This window comes from Streptomyces profundus (genome assembly GCF_020740535.1).
Classification (GTDB): domain Bacteria; phylum Actinomycetota; class Actinomycetes; order Streptomycetales; family Streptomycetaceae; genus Streptomyces; species Streptomyces profundus.
Genome location: NZ_CP082362.1, coordinates 5294306 through 5312766, shown reverse-complemented (window position 1 = coordinate 5312766; position 18461 = coordinate 5294306). Strand labels below are relative to the sequence as shown.

At 73.6% G+C, this 18461-nt stretch carries 13 protein-coding genes and 1 pseudogene; 6 read left to right on the top strand and 8 right to left on the bottom strand.

Annotated features, from left to right (window positions below; all coding sequences use genetic code 11):
• Both K4G22_RS23480 and K4G22_RS23475 read left to right on the top strand, forming a co-directional pair.
• Positions 1-780, top strand: a complete 780-nt coding sequence (locus tag K4G22_RS23480) for an ABC transporter ATP-binding protein (RefSeq protein WP_228082327.1) — start codon at positions 1-3, stop codon at positions 778-780.
• A 108-nt stretch (positions 781-888) separates the two neighbouring features.
• Positions 889-1971, top strand: a complete 1083-nt coding sequence (locus K4G22_RS23475) for an epoxide hydrolase family protein (protein WP_228082326.1) — start codon at positions 889-891, stop codon at positions 1969-1971.
• Here the strand turns inward: K4G22_RS23475 and K4G22_RS23470 are convergent.
• The 5 genes and pseudogenes from K4G22_RS23470 to K4G22_RS32025 all read right to left on the bottom strand — a co-directional run.
• Complete coding sequence (locus K4G22_RS23470; RefSeq protein WP_228082325.1) at positions 1961-2599, bottom strand: hypothetical protein; 639 nt, start codon at positions 2597-2599, stop codon at positions 1961-1963. The genes K4G22_RS23475 and K4G22_RS23470 overlap by 11 nt on opposite strands.
• 44 nt (positions 2600-2643) lie before the next feature.
• On the bottom strand, positions 2644-3300 hold the full coding sequence (locus K4G22_RS23465; protein ID WP_228082324.1) for a lysoplasmalogenase: 657 nt from the start codon (positions 3298-3300) through the stop codon (positions 2644-2646).
• The gene (locus K4G22_RS23460) at positions 3300-4175 is read right to left on the bottom strand and encodes a sterol desaturase family protein (protein ID WP_228082323.1); all 876 of its coding nucleotides are present in this window, start codon (positions 4173-4175) and stop codon (positions 3300-3302) included. The genes K4G22_RS23465 and K4G22_RS23460 overlap by 1 nt, the downstream gene beginning before the upstream one ends.
• Positions 4176-4292: 117 nt before the next feature.
• Positions 4293-5687 (bottom strand): DUF6055 domain-containing protein, encoded by a 1395-nt coding sequence (locus K4G22_RS23455; RefSeq protein ID WP_228082322.1) that lies wholly within the window; start codon positions 5685-5687, stop codon positions 4293-4295.
• Positions 5688-6291: 604 nt separating this feature from the next.
• Positions 6292-6657: pseudogene (locus K4G22_RS32025) on the bottom strand (AAA family ATPase); the annotation flags it as partial.
• An 884-nt stretch (positions 6658-7541) separates the two neighbouring features.
• Here K4G22_RS32025 and K4G22_RS23445 point away from each other — a divergent pair.
• On the top strand, positions 7542-9464 hold the full coding sequence (locus K4G22_RS23445; protein ID WP_228082321.1) for a caspase family protein: 1923 nt from the start codon (positions 7542-7544) through the stop codon (positions 9462-9464).
• Here K4G22_RS23445 and K4G22_RS23440 read toward each other — a convergent pair whose 3' ends face one another.
• The 3 genes from K4G22_RS23440 to K4G22_RS23430 are packed head-to-tail and all read right to left on the bottom strand — an operon-like array spanning position 9465 to position 14850.
• Complete coding sequence (locus K4G22_RS23440; RefSeq protein ID WP_228082320.1) at positions 9465-13532, bottom strand: CHAT domain-containing protein; 4068 nt, start codon at positions 13530-13532, stop codon at positions 9465-9467.
• The gene (locus tag K4G22_RS23435) at positions 13529-14197 is read right to left on the bottom strand and encodes an RES family NAD+ phosphorylase (protein WP_228082319.1); all 669 of its coding nucleotides are present in this window, start codon (positions 14195-14197) and stop codon (positions 13529-13531) included. The genes K4G22_RS23440 and K4G22_RS23435 overlap by 4 nt, the downstream gene beginning before the upstream one ends.
• 5 nt (positions 14198-14202) lie before the next feature.
• Positions 14203-14850, bottom strand: coding sequence for a hypothetical protein (locus K4G22_RS23430; RefSeq protein ID WP_228082318.1), 648 nt, complete (start codon positions 14848-14850; stop codon positions 14203-14205).
• Positions 14851-15054: 204 nt separating this feature from the next.
• Here K4G22_RS23430 and K4G22_RS23425 point away from each other — a divergent pair, with 204 nt between their 5' ends.
• From K4G22_RS23425 to K4G22_RS23415, 3 genes are all read left to right on the top strand, one after another.
• A complete protein-coding gene (locus K4G22_RS23425) occupies positions 15055-15966 on the top strand; it encodes a LysR family transcriptional regulator (protein ID WP_228082317.1) in 912 nt (303 codons plus the stop codon).
• A 439-nt stretch (positions 15967-16405) separates the two neighbouring features.
• Positions 16406-17275: a sulfurtransferase gene (locus K4G22_RS23420; protein WP_228082316.1), complete on the top strand. Its 870-nt coding sequence runs from the start codon at positions 16406-16408 to the stop codon at positions 17273-17275.
• Positions 17272-18444, top strand: a complete 1173-nt coding sequence (locus tag K4G22_RS23415) for an LLM class flavin-dependent oxidoreductase (RefSeq protein ID WP_228082315.1) — start codon at positions 17272-17274, stop codon at positions 18442-18444. The genes K4G22_RS23420 and K4G22_RS23415 overlap by 4 nt, the downstream gene beginning before the upstream one ends.
• Positions 18445-18461 lie beyond the last annotated feature (17 nt).

Here is an 18461-nt window from a genome sequence, read left to right as displayed (position 1 = left end):
GTGAGCAGACTCTCGGCGAAGGAACTGCGGGTGGGCCACGGTGCGCGCGATGTGCTCACGGATCTCGACTTCGACGTCCCCGACGCCGAACTCACCGTGATCATCGGCCCCAACGCCTGCGGCAAGTCCACCCTGCTGCACGCGCTCTCCCGGCTGCACGCCGCGCGCGGCGGCAGCGTGCTGCTCGACGGCAAGGACATCCGCCGGTACGGAGCGAAGGAGGTGGCGCGCCGCGTCGGCCTGCTGCCCCAGTCGCCCCTCGCGCCCGACGGCATCACCGTCCACGATCTGGTCTCCCGGGGCCGCTACCCGCACCAGGGGGTGCTGCGCAGCTGGTCGGACGAGGACGCGGCGGCGGTGGCCGACGCGCTGCGCGCCACCGGCGTGGCCGACCTCGCCCAGCGCCGCGTCGACCAGCTCTCCGGCGGCCAGCGGCAACGCGTCTGGATCGCGATGGCGGTGGCCCAGGAGACCCCGCTGCTGCTGCTCGACGAGCCCACCACCTATCTGGACATCGGCCACCAGGTCGAAGTGCTGCGGCTGATGCGGGAGTTGCGGAACACCGGGCGCACCGTGGTCGCCGTGCTGCACGAGATCAACCACGCCGCCCGCTACGCCACCCATCTGGTGGCCATGCACGAGGGACGCGTCATCGCGCGCGGCGACCCACGGGACATCGTCACCCCCGAGCTGATCGAGACGATGTTCGGCCTGCCGTCCCGCGTACTGATCGACGAGGTCACCGGCGCCCCCATCGTGGTCCCCGAGGAGACTCTCTGACCGCCGGACCTATTCGTTGGTCGCGCCAATCATTAAGTGCTACGGTTCCCGGCACCACCACATCGTTGGCGAGACCAACGATGCCGGAACTCCCCCTGGAGCCACGCCATGATCACGCCGTTCCGTATCGCCGTCCCCCAGGCCGACCTCGACGACCTCGACGACCGCCTCGCCCGCACCCGGTGGCCCAACGAGATCGACGGCGCCGGCTGGGACTACGGCTTCCCGCTGGCCCGCCTCACGGAGCTGGCCGAGCACTGGCGCACCGACTACGACTGGCGCGCCCACGAGGCGCGGCTCAATGAACTCCCCCACCACACCACCGAGATCGACGGCCAGAACATCCACTTCGTGCATGTCCGATCCGCCGACCCGGACGCCATGGCGCTGATCCTCACCCATGGCTGGCCAGGATCGTTCCTGGAGTTCCTCGATGTGATCGAGCCGCTCGCGCGCGACTTCCACCTGGTGATCCCGTCCCTCCCCGGCTACGGCTTCTCCGGGCCGACCCGGGAACGCGGCTGGGACGTCGACCGGATCGCCCGCGCCTGGGCCGAGTTGATGAGCGTCCTCGGCTACGAGCGCTTCGGCGCCCAGGGCGGCGACTTCGGCTCGGGCGTCTCCATGGCGCTCGGCGCGGTGGCCCCGGACCGGGTCATCGGCGTCCATGTCAACTACCTACCGACCCGCCCCGACCCGGACGCGGACGTCGAACTCTCCGCGACGGACGAGGCCCGGCTGGCCAAGGTCGGCGCGCTGATGGCGAACCGCCCCCCGTACCAGGCCCTCCAGGCCGCCACCCCCCAGACCGTCGGCTACGCCCTCAACGACTCACCGGTCGGCCAACTGGCCTGGATCGCCGAACGCTTCGCGCACTGGACGGGCCCCGGCACGGAGATCAGCGACGAGCGGATCCTCACCAACGTGTCCCTGTACTGGCTCACCGCCACCGCCGCCTCCTCCGCGCGCCTGCACCGCGAAACGCGACGCGCCACCGCGCCCTGCCCCGTCCCCCTCGGCGTGGCGGTCTTCGCCCACGACATCACCCAGTCGGTGCGACCGCTCGTCGAGCGGCTCTACGACGTCCGCCACTGGTCGGAGTTCGACCGGGGCGGCCACTTCGCCGCGATGGAGGTCCCCGACCTCCTCGCCCGGGACATCCGCGACTTCTTCGCCACCCTCACGCCGTAGAGCCGATGGTGCCGGCCCAGACGGGGTTGTCGAAGTCCATGCCCTCGTAGAAGCGCATCGTCTCGACGGTGATGTCGGCGCCGTACGCCCCGACGTCGAACGAGACATGCTCGATGTGATCACGCGTCTGCCCGGGTGCCAGCCGCCCTTCGAGGAACTCGTCACCGTCCAGGAAGAGCGAGTCGGCCTCGCCGCCGGTGGTGGCCCCGCGGACGAAGAAGGCGAACTCGGCGAGGTCGAGCGGGACGTCGCCCTCGTTGTGGATGGCCACCTCGACCGCGACGGGCGTGTGCCCCTCCGTCAGGAACTCGACGTCGAACTCGCTGAGTTGGTCGAGCGGCACCTCCGTGACACCGGCGACGGTGACGCTCGTGTCGTCGTTCCAGTTGTGGGTGTCGCCAAAGGCGAGGTCGCCGGGGAGCGAGGCCCCGCCCGGCTCCTCGCCGTCGTCATCGTCGGTGGCGGGTTCGTCTGTGTCCGCCGGCTCGTCGGTGGGTGCCTCGTCGGCGGGCTGGTCACTGGAGTCGACCGCCCTGGTGGGTTCGGCGTCGTCGTCGCCGCACCCGGTCAGAGCGAGCAGGGTGGCGGTGACGGCGGCGATGCCCAGGGCGCGGGTGTGCTTTCTCATGATCAAAGCATTTCGCACGTGACGTAGACGTGTGGCCCAAGTGATCATTTTGTGATGCCGCGGGCACGCGGCGACGTCCGCGCCGTCGCGCGGTCCGTCGTGAGGAGGCCCGTCGTGAGGAGGAACTGCGCGGCGACGTAGGTGGACATGACCCAGAAGTCCGAGGCGGGGAGCTGGGGCCACTCCGCGATGTCCGTGGCGATCAGGGTGTCGGAGAGCAGGAACAGCGCGCCGCCCGCGGCGGTGCGGGGGCCGAGGGAGCCGGCGCGGTAGGCCATGGCGGCCAGCAGCAGGGAGTACGCGGCGACGGGGACGCGGAGTTCGGCGGGCAGGTCGGGCCAGAGCAGGGCGACGGCGACGACCAGCACCACCGCGTAGCCGGGGCCGAGGAGCGCGGGCGCGCGGGCGCGGCCGAAGAGCGTCAGATAGCAGACATGGCCGGCGGCGAAGGAGCCCATGCCGACCAGGAACGCCCAGTCGGCGTCGGGGAGCAGGAAGACATCGCCGCCCCAGCCGAACAGCAGCGCGAGAACGAGGAGTCGGGGGGCGCCACGGCTGGCCGCGTAGGCGGCGAGCAGCGGCATCAGAAGCGGTTTGGCGATGACGTGGGCGAGGTCGGCGCCCACGAGCACCGCGGCCAGGTCCACCCCCGCGACCAGCAGGAACGCGCCGAGCAGCACCCGGGAGGGGCCGGCGGCCATCACGCGGCACGCCCGGGGGTGACGCGCTCGGGGGTGACGCGCTCGGGACGCGGCTGCCAGCCGGGCCCGCGGAACACCCGCCCGGCGCGCTCGCGCCAACCGGTCGCGGCCCGGACGTCGCGGGCGATGGCCGCGTACTCGTGGGTGGCCACGCGCAGCGGGTTGTGGGTGTCGATGTTCTTGGTGAGGCCGAAGACGGGCCGCTCGGTCTCCCCGGCCCAGGAGCCGAACGCGCGGTCCCAGACGATGAGGATGCCGCCGAAGTTCCGGTCCAGGTAGTCGCCCTGGGAGGCGTGGTGCACCCGGTGGTGCGAGGGCGTGTTGAGGAGGTACTCGACCGGGCGGGGCAGCTTGTCGACGCGCTCGGTGTGGATCCAGAACTGGTACACCAGGTTGACCGAGGAGCAGAACGCGACGGCCGCCGGATGCACCCCGAGGGCGATCATCGGCAGATAGAACGGCCAGGAGGTCCAACTCGTCCACGGCTGCCGCAGCGCGGTGGTGAGGTTGAACTTCCGGCTGCTGTGGTGGACCACATGGCAGGCCCACAGGATGCGGATGACATGGTGCCCCCGGTGGCTCCAGTAGTAGAGGAAGTCCTGCGCCAGCAGCATCAGCGGGATCGTCCACCACTCCAACGGGACCCGGAGCGGCGTCAGTTCGTGGACGGCCGTGTAGATCGCGACGATCGGGATCTTCCACAGCAGGTCGAAGACCAGACTGCCGATGCCCATGCTGAGACTGGTGGTGGCGTCCTTGGTCTCGTACCCGGCCTTGTCCTCGTCCGGATGGATGCGATAGCTGACCATCTCCACGACGGTCAGCAGCACGAACGCGGGTATGGACCACAGCACGACATCGGGCAGGTTCGGCATGTGACGACCGTAGAGCGGGGGCCGGGGCCCGGCTAGACGCTGTTACCACCAAGTAACGGGCCACAAAGCGTCCAGCCGGGGCCAAACCTTGTCACTTTCCCACAAGTGATGTCGCAACTACCGGTCCTGGGCCGCGCTCTCCCCTGTCGTCGTCGCCGGCGTGGCGCCCTGGATGGTGAGTTCGTAGGGGAACGGGTCGCCGACCTCGACCTGCCCGGCCGGGTAGTCGCGGTGCTGCGAGGGGGTGGCGGCGACGGTGAGGATCAGGGACGTCTCGCCGTCCCGCAGGCCGAACTCGGCCGTCTGGCCGGGGGCGAAGGTGTCGCTGTAGCGGACGGAGAAGTCGGGCGACACGGCGGCGAGCCGGAACCGCCAGTCGGCGCCGGCGAGTTCGGACGCCCCCCGCAGCTGGACGGACACCTGGTCGCCGTCCGGGTCGAGCTCGACGATGTTGTGCCCGTACTGGTGCGGGGCGTCGCTGTCGGCGATCCGGTACGCGTCGCCGCCGAGGCCCACCAGCGGGTCGGTGTGCAGGGGGCGGTAGCTCTCCCCGCCGCGCCAGAGGTCGCTCCGGATCGCGGCACCGTCGGCGAAGTCGTAGACGACCTGCCGCGAGGTGAACTCCGCGATCAGCTCGGCGAACTCCTGGTGGTCGAGTCCGAGGACGCGCTTGATGGTGTCGATCGGATGCTCACCCTGCTCGGCCTCGTACCAGAACTGGTCGATCACCTCGGGTCCGTAGAGGTCCCGGATGGTGTTGAACAGCATCCAGTCGCCGTAGTAGGTCTCCTGGGACAGCCAGCGCCGATGCTGGCGGTCGACGAGGTAGCCGGAGCCGACGACCACCTCGGGGCGCTTCATGCGGGCCATGTAGTTGGCGTGCGCCTCCCAGACCGGCCCGGCCACCGGGTTGCCCGCGCCCCAACCGCCGCCGTGTCCCGCCGCGATGTTGAGGTCGACGGCGTAGATCTGGAGCACGTGGTTGAACTCGTGCGACTCGACCCAGTCGTCCCAGATCTTGTCGTACGGCAGACACATGTGGCCCAGGCCGATGTCGTCCCCGCCGGCCCAGTTGGCCGGCGGCAGGAAGTCGCCCGACCAGGTCCCGCACAGGTGCAGGTTGATCCGGTACTGGGACCCGACCTCGTGCTCGGCCGGATCGACGAACCCGACCTCGTCCACATAGAACGCGTAGATCTCGTCCATGTGGTCCGCGACCCACTGCGGGTAGTTGTCGATGCCCCGGTTCTCCCGGCCCCAGGCCACCGCGTCGACCGCGTCGCCCCAGCGGACCGCGAAGTGCTCCGACTCGGCGACGTTCCCCGTCTCGGCGCCCGCGTCGACCATGAACCGCGGGACCCGGGTCTGCTTGTCGGCCAGCGCCTCCGGCTCCGAGGTCGCGCCGGCCGAGCCGGCGGGCGCCAGGAGCACGCCGGCGATGGCGAGCGCGGCACCGGCCACGAGGCCACGCCGCACGCCCCGGACACCGGACGTCCGTGGTTTCTCGAACATGGATCAGCCTTCCCGTCGCGAGGGGACCGGACCCGCCGTGACAGCGGGCCCGATGGCGGTACGGATCGGGAACGGCCCCGAAAGCCGGCACCCGCTCCCGCACCCCAGTCGCCACCACCAGGATCGAACGTTGCCGTCGAACGCCCGACTTCGCCGGTTCGGACACGTCCTTCAGTCGGCCCAGTGGACGACCCGGCGGTTGCCGCGCGAGGCGGGGTCGGTCGCGGCGAAGCCGCGCGCGGCCGGCCGGGACGGCGCGGTCGCGGCCCCAGGAGCGGATCTCCTCGATCTGTTCGGGGTTGGTCCGGCTGAGCGGGGCGGTGTTGGCGAAGACGTCCTCCACGAACGAAGGGCGCAGGTTCTCCGCGCCGCCGCCCAGAAAGACCTCGGCGCCGACCTCGTGCAGGGCCGACTCGATGTCGGAGCCGGCGAACCCCTCCGAGAGGTCGACCAGCCGGGCGACCCGCTCGGGGTCGGGCTCCGCCTTGACATAGCGGCGGTAGTAGAGCTCGATGATCTCCGCGCGGTCCCCCTCGTCCGGCAGGTCCACGAAGAACAGCTCGTCGAACCGCCCCTTGCGGAGCACCTCGGGCGGCAGAGCGCGCGCGTCGTTGGCGGTGGCCACCACGAACGCCCGGGAGGTGGACTCCTGGAGCCAGAACAGGAAGTGGCCGAGGACCCGCTGGCTGGCGCCGGTGCCGTCGTGGGCCCCCGCCAGGCCCTTCTCGACCTCGTCGATCCACAGGACACACGGCGCGACCCGGTCCGCCGTGTCCAGCGCCTCCCGCATCCGGCCCTCCGACTCGCCGAGGTACTTGCCGTGGATGCTGGCCATGTCGAGCCGGTAGAGGGGCAGTCGCCACTCGGCGGCGATGGCCTTGGCCGACAGCGACTTGCCGCACCCTGGCACGCCGACGAGCAGCGCCCCGCGTGGCGGGTGGAGCCCGGTGCCGCGCAGGTCGGCGTGCATCAGCTCGCGCTTCCGCCGCAGCCAGGTGCGGAGGTTGCCGAGCCCACCGATCTGGTGATCGGTGTCCTGGAGCTGGATGCGTTCCAGGCCGGAGAGATCGCTGAAGATGTGGTCCTTGTGGCGGGCGACGGCGAGGACGTCGTCCTTGTCGACCGACCCCTTGGAGAGGATGGTGGCGATGAGGTTGGTGGCCTCCGCCTCGGTCACCCCCCGGAGGAACTCGGCGGCGCGGCGCCGGTCCTGCTCGTCCCACGCGATGGGGACGATCCCCTCGTGATCGTCGAGGAGGCCACGGAGCGTCCGGTACATCTCCTCGGCGTCCGGCAGGTCGAGCGACACGCTCATGCCGAGCCGCTGGAGGCCGCTCCAGATCGGCTTGTCCGTGACCAGCACGATGGAGCCGGCGTTGGCGTCGGCGAGCCGGGCCAACTCGGCGACATGCCGGGTGAACTGGGTGTCGGCGTCCAGATCGTCCGGGTCGACCAGGACCAGCGTGGCCTGCGGACGGTTGATGAACTGTGCGGCGGCGAACTCCATGGCGCCGGTCAGCGACCTGTCGTCCTGCACCGTCACCTGGGAGCGCAGATCGCGCAGCCCGGTGGCCCTGGTGTAGATCCAGAACGGCATCGCGGCGCGGCGGCTGTCGGTGGCGACCTCGCGCACCAGCCGCAGCGCCCGCCGCTGCTCGATGGTGCGCACGCCGATGACCGGCACCCTCGCGTTGAGGAAGCTGTCCAGATCGCGCCGCGTGTCGGCGTAGTTGGTCATCGTGGCCTTCGTTCCTGCGTCATGTGCGGCCCCCGGACGGAGGGCGCCCGGAATCCGCCCGGCAACCGCCCAACTGCGGTCGGGACGCGGGAGGTTCGGCTGCCAGACTGCCGACCATGAACACGGTGTACGCCCTCCTCGTCGGCATCGACGACTACGCGGCCCACCACGGGCGTTCCCTGCGTGGCTGCCTCAACGACGTGGCGGCGGTGGAGGACTGGCTGCGCGGACGGGTGGGCGACCGGCTGCGGCTGAGGGTGCTGCGCGACGGCGAGGCCACCGCGTCGGCGATCGCCGACGGGATCACCCGCCATCTGGGCCGCTCCCGGGCGGGGGACAGCGCGCTGTTCTGGTTCTCCGGGCACGGCACCAGGTTCCCCGCCGAGCGGCCCGAGGACGCGCGGAGGGAACCCACCGGCTGGTACCAGGCGCTCGCCTGTGCCGATGGCCCCCTGGTCGACCGGCGACTCGGCGCGCTGCTCGACTCGGTCGCCGCCGGTGGCGGGCACCCGGTCGCCGTGCTCGACTGCTGCTACTCCGGCGGCGGGACACGCGAGGGCGGACGCGTCGCCCGTTTCCTGCCGCCGGCGTCCGACCGGCCCCCCGCGCGGGACCTCGTCCCCACCACGGAGCAGGGAACGCCAGGACGGCCGCGCCATGTGCTGCTCGCCGCGAGCCGCCTCGACCAGCTCGCCCTTGAGGACACGGTGGGCGGCAGGACCCATGGCCTGTTCACCCGTGCCCTGCTCGGGGTGCTCGGCTCCGGTGCCGACCGGAACGCCAGCTGCCGCGAGGTGCTGGCCGCCGCCCATGCCCGGGTGCGGATCGCCACCGAGGCCCAACATCCGGTGCTGCACCCGCTGGAGCCCGGCGGCCCCGCTGACCGGCCCTTCCTCGGCCCGGCCCCGGCCGAACCCCCGGCTCCGCACCTGCTGCGGTCCGGACGGGACGGCTGGGAGGTGGACTGCGGTGCGGTGCACGGGCTGCGTCCCGGCGCCCTCCCGGGGACGCCGGCCGGCATCGAGTTCACGGCGGCGGGCCCTTCGAGGGGCGGGACCGTGCGGGCCGCCGAGATCCGGCGGGACCACACCCTGGTCCTGCCCGACGGCTGGTCACCCGACCCGGAGCGCACCTACCCGGTGACCCTCTCCGCGCTCGAACTGCCGCCGGCCACCGTCACGTTGGAGGCGGCGGGGCCGGGGCCCACCGGCCTGCTGGAGGAAGCGCTGCGCACCGCGGGGCCCGGCGGCGGCCCGTCCCCACTGCTGCGCCGTCCGACGCCGGGGGAGCGGACGGCCGGGCCGCTGCGGCTCCGCGTTCTGGCCACCGCGGGGCGCGCCGAGATCCTGGGCCGCGACGGCGGCGCCCTGGTGGCACCGCTGCCGCTGCGCGGTCCGGCGGACGCGCGCCGGGTCGTCTCCTGCCTGACGCATCTGGCGCGCTGGCACCAGATCCGCGAACTGGAGAACCCCACCGCCCTCCTCGGCTCGCCCGTCCGCGTCGACGTGGTGCCGGAGGGCGGCGAGGAGCCGCGTCCCGGCGACGGCGCACGGGAGTTGGTCTGCGCCTACACCAGGACGCCGACCGGCTGGCGGGCCCCGCGCGTCTCGATCCGGCTGCACAACCGCTCGCGCCGCACCCTCTGGTGCGCGCTCCTCAACCTCACGGACAGCTACCGCAGCCACTCGGTGCTCTTCCCCGGCGACTTCATCGGCCCCGGCCGCACCGGGCACGCCCTCGACGGGGACCCCGTGCAGCTGTCCCTGCCCCCCGGACGGCGGCCCGAGCCGGGGGCCGCCGTCCGCGACTGGTTGAAACTCATCGTGGCCGAAGGGGAGTTGAACACCGTCCCCTTCCATCTCGACGCCTGGGACCCGTCCACGGGAGCGCACCGGGCCGCCCAGGGGCCGGGCGCCGACGGGGTGTTGCGGCTGACGCCGCCGCGACGCGCGGAGCGCGATCTGGGGCCGGCCACGGGCGGAGCGGGGCCGGGCGATTGGACGACCTACACGCTGTCGCTGCGCACCGTCGTCCCGTGATCAGCGGCCGAGGTGGGTGAACCCGGCCCAGGCGGCGAGGTCGTGCGGGTCGCCGGCCACGGCCCGCTCGGCCAGCGCGGCCGGCATCGCCGGCGGGATCTCCCGCGCCGGGTCCAGCATCCACAGCTGCGCCCGGCGCAACGCGCGGCCCGGGGGCTCGCCCTCGCGGCGCAGGAACCAGTGGGTCATGAACATCAGCACCGAGGTGGCGTCGTCCGGCACCGGCCACAGCGAACCCACCACCGAGCGCGCCCCGGTGACCAGAAACGCCGTCGCCAGGGTGTACGCCTCGTTGTGGCCGCGCCCGGACACATGGCTGCGGCAGGCGGCCAACACCACGAGACCGACCCCGGCGGGGCCGGCGCCGTGTGCCTCGGTCAGCTCCTCGGCGGACAACTCGCCCCCGTCGAGCGAGAGACAGGCGCTGCGGCTGCCGCGTTCGGCGACCGTGCCATGGCAGGCGAGATGGAGCACGGCGCCCGCGCTCCCGGCGCCGCGCAGCCAGGTCAGCACCTCGCCCGGGGTGCCGGCACCGGCGGGGGCGCCGCCGGTGCGTCGGCCGAGGAAACGACCCGCCGGATAGAGGACCCGCTGCACCGCGTCGGCCTCCTCCCCCGCGTACCGCAGATCGCCGGTCGGATCGCCGACGACCAGCGCGGCCTCGCCTGGCGGCGCGTGGGACCTGCCCGCCACCTCGCACAGCAGCCGGGCGGAGGCGGCATACGAGATCTCGGCGATCTCGACCGCGTGGCGCCGGCCGCCGGCCACCTGCCCCCACGCCGCGTGCCAGGGCACCACGCCGAACGTGCCCATCGGGACCAGCACCAGCTTGGGCGGACGGCCGTCCGCCGCCTCCGGGCCGAGCGCCTCAAGCAGCGGATCCATGGCGGCGTACCAGGCCCAGGAGCAGAGCCGGTCGAGCTGCCGCCGGAACGAGGGCCCCGGCGGCGGCTCCGTCACCGGCCCCAGATCGCGCGTCGCCCCGCCGGCCGGGCCGTAGGCGCGCAGCGGCGCGGCATCCTCGCGCAGCAGCGGCAGCGGCAGCGAGCCGACCCGGCCCCGCGCGGTGACGATCACGGCGGCCCCGACCCCGCCGTCGCCCGAGGCCGGCATCAGATACACCAACGCGTCGGCCCCGGTGGCCAGGAGGGCGCGGGCGATCTCGTCGGGCTCCGGCGGATCGAGCAGCGCCTGGCGCGCCGACGACGTCCCGCCGCCCTCGGTGAGCACCTCGAACACCCGCCGCCTGAGGTCGCTGCCGGGACCCGAGTCGGTTTCGCCGGCGGCGTGCCACTCGTCGACCAGGTCGGGGCGGCCGGCCTCGGCCAGCGACTCGGGCACCGAGGCCGAGGTCAGCGCCGAGTGGAGCACCAGGCCACGGCAGGCGTCCAGCGCGCGGACGGCCTCCGCCGGCACGCCGTCGTCCAGGCACCAGGACGCCACATCGAGCGCGGAGGTGGTGGCCTGACGGGCGGCGTCGGCCGCGTGCTCGGTGCCCGCCTGGAGCAGCGTCGACCAGGCGAGACCGCGCAGTCCCGCCAGCCCGGTGGCGCGCGACCTCGGCCGGTCACCGGCCGCGTCCCGCACCCGGTAGAGCCCGCCGAGCGTCCCACTGGCAGCCGCCCACATCGGATGGGCCGGGCCGGCCGCCGCCCGAGCCGCCTCCTCCAGCAGCACGACGGCCCGCGCCAGCAACTCGGCACGACGGGAGGGCCGTTGCTCCAGGTGGGAGAGCGCGAAGCGGTTTATGCCCAGGGAGGTGATGTAGCGGAGCTGTGCGTCGCCGTCCTCGTCGGAGAGTTCGATGGCCTCCTCCAGCAGCCCGGCCGCCTCCATCAGGGCGTCCCGGTCGCGACGCTCCATCGCGTGTGCTGAGCGGATCGCCCCGGTGTTGCCGAGCATCGAGGCGCGGTAGGCGCGGGGGAACCTGGCGGCGCCGTGTCGTATCCCGGCCGCGGTTCCGCGGTCGGCGGGAGAAGAGCGTGGCGGGGCGCCGAGCGAGTCGGCGAGGTTGTCCCGTTGCGCGGTCAGGCCCTCAAGAGTGGCCACCAAATGGACACGGGCTGGGGCCGCTGCGGGCACCCTGGCGATCGACTCGGCCAACCGGTCGATGGCCGCGTCCACCGCGGGGAGATCGCCGCGGCGTACCGCGACCTCGCCCGCCATCACCGCGGCCTCGCAGGTGATCAACCCGTGCAGGTAGGCGTTCAGCCGGCCTTCGGCGAGCAGTTCGTCGGCCGCCCTGAGCCCGGCTTCGAGGTCGTCACTGCCGCCGAACCGCCGGCCGCGCCCCGCCGCCGCGTGCATCCCGAGGATGTGAACTCCGGGCCCCGAGGCGCGGAGTTCACGCGCCCGCTCCAGATGGTGCGCCACCTCGTCCGTCCGGGCCGCACCGCTCCCCAGCCCCTGACCGATCCGCACGAGGCCCGCCGCGACATGGGCCCGCCCCAGCCACGCGTCGTCCCTGCCCTGCGCGTGGACGGCGGCGTCGATCAGTGTTTGCCGCCGTTCCTCCACGACATGGGTGCCCTCGGGGTCGAGCAGGACAAGCCAGTTGAGCAGTTGGACCGCCCCCTCGGTCCGGTCGTCGCCGTCCTCGAACGAGGCCCACTCCGCATATGCCTGGTCGAACGCCGCCACCGCGCGCCGTACCTTGAACGCGAGATCCGTTGCGGTGGCCCACTTCTCGGCCCGCTCGCCGTAGTCGATGAAGACGCGGCCCTCGCGGTGGCTCGCCAGCATCCCGTCGAAGGCCGCTTTCACCTTGTCCTTGGGCGGGATCTCGGTGGAGTCCGCCGGGAGCAGGCCAAGCTTGACCTGCTCCCGCCGCGCCCACCCCAGGGCCAGCAGACTCACGTCCGTCAGATCCTGAGGTACCTCCGAAAGGGCCAACGCCCGTTCGGCGCCGGCCACCACGTCCGCGAGCCGGGCCGGGTCCTGGTCGTCCAGATAGCGCTGCTGCTGGAATGTGGCGAGCAGTACTCCCGGAAGCCAGCCGCGATCGCCGTCGTTCGCCTCGTCCCAGGTGTCCACCACGATCCGCAGCAGACCGAGCGCGCGTTCCCTGCCGGCCTCGTCGTCGTCGGCCGCCGCCCGCTCGTACAGCAGCCGGGCGAAGAGGTCGAGAAAGACCGCCGGGATGGTTGTCAACGCATCGGGTTCCGCGATGAGTTGCTCTATCTCGTGCACGGCGGGCAGCAACTGCCGAGGGTCCCTCCGGGACAGCGCCTCGTCCGCGCGCAGGTAGGCGCGGCGGATCCTGGCCTGTCCCAGCCACCAGGGCTCCTCGTCAAAGCCCGCCACATCCTCCAGCAGCTCGTCGAACTCCCGCCGCGCCGCCAGCAGATGCTCCGGCTCCGGGCTCCCCAGGCCGCGCAGCATCAGCGCCCGCGCGAACAGGAACCGGACGGTCGGCAGGTCGGCCCCTGGCGCCGGGGCCTCGACCAGCGCCCGGTAGTGGTCGGCGGCGGCGACGACGTCGGCCAGGTCGCCGGTGTGGTAGGCCCGCTCGTAGCGCAGATCGGCCAACTCGGCGCGGAGGGTGAGGACGGCGCCCTCGTCCTCGTCCTCCTCGGGGTCCGTCCACTCGGCCAGCGCCTCCTCCAGCGCCGGCCACGCCTCCTCGATCAGCGCGGCCCGGTCGTCCTCGTCCTCGGCCGCCTGGTAGCGCGCGGTGCGCACCAGGGCGAGTTGCAGCCGGCCGAACCGGGTCAACTCCGCGAAGTCGTCGCGCCCTTCGAGGCCCCGCAGCCCGGCCGTCAACATCTCCTGCGCACGCCCGACATGCTCGGCGTCGCCGGTCAGGTCGTAGCGGTGGAACAGGGCCCGGCCGAGCAGGATCAGCGCGTCGCCGTGCTCCTCCGCCGTGCCGACCGAGGCGGCACGCTCCAACATCTCCTCGGCCAACCGCAGATCGGGCTCGGCCCCCTCGTCCTCGTAGAGATACAGGCTCAGTTCGCCCACCGAATGCCAGGTGGCGGACAGCTCCTCCGCTCCGCCGTCGAACGTGCCGAGCCGGGCCAACAGCCGGTCGCGTTCGGCCCGTTGGTCCGGCTCCTCGTCGCTCACGCCGCTCCGTCGTTCGGCGGCACCGACGCCAGATAGCCGTCGAGGATGGCGTTCAGCCAGCCGATGCCGTCCCGGCTGTCCAGGTCGACCGGCGGGGTGTCGGCCTCGGTGAGCGTGCCGTCCGCGCACCGGTCGGCGAACAGGATCAGCGCCCGGTCCGCCGGCTCCCGCTTCGACGGCCAGAGAAAGCCCTGGACGTCGGCGCCGGCGCCGGCCCTGATCCAGTGCCCCCAGTCCCGGGTGTAGGGGTAGTCGGCGGCCTCCGCCTGCACCAGCCAGGAGTCCTGGCCGACGGCGGCCAGATCACGCCCGGACACCAACGGCACCACCCGCACCTCGTGGGCGAGCCGCAGCACGGAGATCCGCCGGCCGCGCACGGCGGCGCGCGGCAGCAGCCGAGGGCGGCCCGACCCGTCGAACGGGACGGAGCGCAGCAGCGTCTCGCAGACCGCGGCCTCCACCGAGAGCCCCGCGTACAGATAGCCGTAGGTGTCGCAGCGCGTGGCGTCGAACCGGCCACCGCCGTACAGGCAGTGCGCCGGCACCGGGTTGAACGCCGTGGCGGGGCGGGCGGCCGAGTGGACGCGGAACAGGGGCGTGCCGGCGGCGAGGACATGCCGGCGCGGCACACCGGGCAGGACGGCCGGCGGCGGGAACCTTCCCATGCGATTCAGTCTCCCTCCCACAGATGACGTGCGATCGCCGGCAGCGAACCACCGGACGCCCCGCCGACGAGCCGCGCCGGGAGCTCCCCGGCGAGCCAGGCGTTCGGCGACAGCCACCAGTCGGCGGCGCCCCAGGGATCGTGAGCGGCGTCCATCAGCGCGTTCACCTCGACGACCTCCGGCCAGGGGGCGCCGTCCGCCGCGAACTGGAAGGCGGGCAGCCGGAGTTCGCCGCCCGGGCCCGGCAGCCGCAGGAGCCCGGCGGCGTCCTCGGTGCCGCCTCGGCGCCGCAGCTCTTCGGCGGTCAGCGACTCGGCGGCGAGCAGCCGGTCGCGCACCGGGCCGAGGACGGGGCCGACCATCCGGTGGCCGTCCAGCAGCAGCACCGCCAGGTCGACGGCGGCGAAACCCGCCACCGGGACCTCCGTCGCCGGGCCGGCCCAGCGGCCTTCGGACGGGCCATCGAACCGTTCGGGCACCAGCCGGGCCAACGCGCGCGCCGCCGACTCGGCGGCCAGCGCCCGGCGCTCACTGCCCGCCGGCGCGCCGCGTAACTCCCCCAGCAGACGCCGGAGTCGCTCGTCGTCGGCGATCCGGTCCCGGATCTCGTCCCAGCCGGCGGCGGCAGCGGCGAGCACGCCGAACGGGTTCACCCGGCCACCGGCTCACCGGTGCGTGAGGTGACGTCGGACAGCACGGCGGACATGCCGATCAGCATCGCACCGCCCGTTCCGACCCCACAAGCGGGCGACGAGGGCGCGCGGGCCCCCCTGGGTGTCCTTCGCGGCGGCGGCGGGCCCCTGACCTCTTCGGCGGCGGCCCGGGGCGGCGGTTGACGTGGGGCCTACGATCGAGCTGTGAGCGACTCCCTGGACCTGGTGCAACTCCGCAGCTTCGTCGCGATCGCGGACTGCGGCGGGTTCGGCCGTGCCGCCGCCGCGCTGCATCTGAGCCAGCCGACCGTGAGCCAGCACGTCCGGCTGCTGGAGCGGCGGCTCGACGCCGAGCTGGTGCGCAGGGACGGGCGCCGCACCCGGTTCACGGACGCGGGCGAGCGGCTGCTGGTGGAGGCCAGGCGCATCCTGTCGGTGCACGATCAGGCGTTGGAGCGGCTGGACGCGTCCACGCAGTCGCGGATCGTGATCGGCTCGGCCGAGACGGCGGCCGAGCAGGTGCTGCCCGGGGTGCTCGGCGCGCTGCGCGCCGCCTATCCGCACCACGGGGTGCGCTTCCAGATCGACCGCTCCACCCAGATGACGGAGGCCGTGGCCCGGGGCGCCATCGATCTGGCTGTGATTCTGAGCACCACCCCCGACACCCCGGGACGCCCGGTTGGCTCCCTCCCGCTGGCCTGGTACGCGGCCCCGTCCTGGCAGCCGCCGGCGGGCCGGGAGCCCTGGCCGCTGGTCGCCTATGTCGAGCCCTGCGGGATGCGGCAGCGCGCGCTGCACGAGTTGGCCGAGGCCGGCCTGCCCGTCGATGTCACCGCCGAGTCGACCAGCCTCGAAGGGGTGATGGGCGCCGCGCGCGCCGGTCTTGGCGTCGCCGTACTCCCGTCCGCGGGGCGGCGGTTGGCCGGTCTGGTGCAGCGCACCGACCTGCCGGACCTCGGCCTGGCCGCGATCCATCTGACGGCCCGCCGGGGCCTTGACATCGATCTGGAGGCGGCGGCGCTGGCCGCCCTGGAACGCTTCTTCGCCGACCTGCGCGGCGTGCGCGAGGACGGTCGCGCCGAGGTCGGCGAGCGGCTGGGCCACGCCGGCGACTGACCGCCGCCGCCGATCGTTCCATCGCCGTTCCCGATCGTTTTCGATCGGACATCACTGTTGGACGGTTCTCGGCGCCCGTCCTAGGGTGTTGGTCATGACACGCAGCCAAGGACAAGCCGCCGGCCAGCCGCCGCTTGGCGGCGGGCTGCCCCGCGCGCTCTCCGTGCCGCGATGTCCGTGTCCGCCCTGTCCGGCTCACTGATCGAGTCACCGGACCCGCCGGACCCACCGGGAGTGTGGGCGTCCCCGTCGCGCTGACGGGCTGACCCGCCCGGCGAACGCCCTCGACCGCACCGACGTCGCGGCGTTCCCCGTGCCCTCCGGCCCCGCCCTCGCCCGCTCGTCGTCCCCGGCCCCTCGGTCGCGCCCGGCCGCGGCGCCGCCCCGCGCGCCGCCCCGCCGTGCGGGCGGTGGCCACGCCTGTCTCTGGAGCACCGCCATGTCCGTCCTGCTGTCTCCCGCCGCCCTCGAAGCACGACTCGCCGCCGGCCCACCCGTCCACCTGTTGGACGTCCGCTGGTCACTGGGTGAGCCGGACGGCCGACCCGCCTACCGCGCCGGCCACATTCCGGGCGCCGTCCATGTGGACCTGGAACGTGAACTCGCCGCCCACGGGGCGCCGACCGATGGCCGGCACCCGCTGCCCGCGATCGCCGATCTGCAAAGGAGCGCCCGCCGTTGGGGCCTGCGCAGCGGGGAGAGCGTGGTCGTCTACGACGCCTCCGGCGGGCTGGCCGCAGCCCGCGCCTGGTGGCTGCTGGGCCACGCCGGAGTGGCCGATGTCCACATCCTGGACGGGGCGCTGGACGGCTGGCTCGCCGCCGGGCTGCCGGTGGCCACCGGCGACGAACCGGCGCCGCCGCCGGGCGACATCGTGCTCGCCTACGGCCACCGCCAGGTGATCGACATCGACGAGGCCGCGCGCTTCCCCGCCGGCGGCACGCTGCTGGACGCGCGGGCCGCCGCCCGCTACCTGGGCGCCGAGGAGCCGGTCGACCCCCGCGCCGGCCATATCCCCGGCGCCCGCAACGCGCCGGCGAGCGACAACCTGGACGCCGCCGGCCGGTTCCTGCCCCCGGCCGAACTGACCGCCCGCCTCGCCGCCGCCGGGGTGCGGGCGGACCGGCCGGTGGCCGTCTACTGCGGCTCCGGGGTGACGGCGGCGCACACCGTCGCCGCGCTGGCCGTGACCGGCCGGGAGGCGGCGCTCTTCCCCGGCTCCTGGTCGGCCTGGTCCAACGCCCCCGACCGCCCCGTCGCCACCGGCGACGCCCAGGACCCCAGCACCTCAGCGAAGGAATCCCGATGACCGTCCAGTTCATCAGCGCCAGCTATGTCAACGACTCCACCGAACTCCATCCGCGTCCGGGCCAGGGCATCGACCGCGCGTTCATCGCCCGCTACGCGCGCGCCCTGGACGAGTACGGGTTCGACTACACGCTGCTGCCCTACGGCTCCGCCGGCTACGACCCGTTCACCGTGGGCGCGGCCATCGCGCACCACACCGAGCGGGTACGCCCGCTGATCGCGCTGCGCCCCAACACCCTCTACCCCACGGTGGCCGCCAAGGCGCTGGCCACCCTCGACCAGCTCAGCGGCGGCCGGGCCGCCGTCCACATCATCTCGGGCGGCGACGACCACGAGCAGGCGCGGGAGGGCGACCGGCTGCCCAAGGAGCGGCGCTACGCCCGCTCGGCCGAGTTCATCGAGATCCTGCGCCGCGTCTGGACCTCGGCCGAACCCTTCGACCACGCCGGGGAGTTCTACTCCTTCGAGGACTTCCGCGCCGAGTACCGGCCCCTCGCCGGCACCATCCCCGTCTCCGTCGGCGGCTCCTCGCCCGACGCCTACCGGGTCGGTGGCGCGCTCGGCGACATCTTCGGCCTGTGGGGCGAGCCGCTGGCCGAGACCAGCGAGCAGATCAGCGCCGTGCACCGGGAGGCCGAACGGGCCGGCCGCACCGACCGGCCCAGGATCTGGGTGACGTTCCGCCCGATCGTCGCGCCCACCGAGGAACTCGCCTGGGAGAAGGCCCACCGGGTGCTGGACGCGCTACGGCGGCCCGCCGCCAGGACGGCGATCGCCCGTTGGCCGCACGGCGCCGGACGGCCGCAGAACGTCGGCTCCCAGCGGCTGTTGGACATCGCCGACCGGGGCGAGCTGCACGACCGCGCGCTCTGGACACCGGTGGCGAGCGCGACCAACGCGCGCGGCGCCTCCACCGCGCTGGTCGGCACCCCGGAGACGGTGGCCGCGGCCATCCTCGACTACATCGACCTGGGCGCCGAGCTGATCTCCATCCGGGGCTACGACAACCTCAACGACGCCATCGACTACGGACGTTACGTCCTCCCGCTGGTCCGCCAGGAGCTGGCCCTGCGCGAGCGGGGCGAGTCCGCCCCCGGCTCGGCGGGGCCGCCCGTGCCGCCGCCCGGATCGCCGTTCGCCGCCAGGACGGAAGCCGTCGCCAGCTCCTGAGCACCGCCACCGCCACC

Excerpts from the sequence above, each read along its gene's own strand:
- K4G22_RS23455 (WP_228082322.1), bottom strand. The coding sequence starts at position 5,687 with ATGTTCGAGAAACCACGGACGTCCGGTGTCCGGGGCGTGCGGCGTGGC.
- K4G22_RS23460 (WP_228082323.1), bottom strand. The coding sequence starts at position 4,175 with ATGCCGAACCTGCCCGATGTCGTGCTGTGGTCCATACCCGCGTTCGTG.
- K4G22_RS23470 (WP_228082325.1), bottom strand. The coding sequence starts at position 2,599 with ATGAGAAAGCACACCCGCGCCCTGGGCATCGCCGCCGTCACCGCCACC.
- K4G22_RS23445 (WP_228082321.1), top strand. The coding sequence starts at position 7,542 with ATGAACACGGTGTACGCCCTCCTCGTCGGCATCGACGACTACGCGGCC.
- K4G22_RS23415 (WP_228082315.1), top strand. The coding sequence starts at position 17,272 with ATGACCGTCCAGTTCATCAGCGCCAGCTATGTCAACGACTCCACCGAA.
- K4G22_RS23475 (WP_228082326.1), top strand. The coding sequence starts at position 889 with ATGATCACGCCGTTCCGTATCGCCGTCCCCCAGGCCGACCTCGACGAC.
- K4G22_RS23465 (WP_228082324.1), bottom strand. The coding sequence starts at position 3,300 with ATGGCCGCCGGCCCCTCCCGGGTGCTGCTCGGCGCGTTCCTGCTGGTC.
- K4G22_RS23420 (WP_228082316.1), top strand. The coding sequence starts at position 16,406 with ATGTCCGTCCTGCTGTCTCCCGCCGCCCTCGAAGCACGACTCGCCGCC.
- K4G22_RS23435 (WP_228082319.1), bottom strand. The coding sequence starts at position 14,197 with ATGGGAAGGTTCCCGCCGCCGGCCGTCCTGCCCGGTGTGCCGCGCCGG.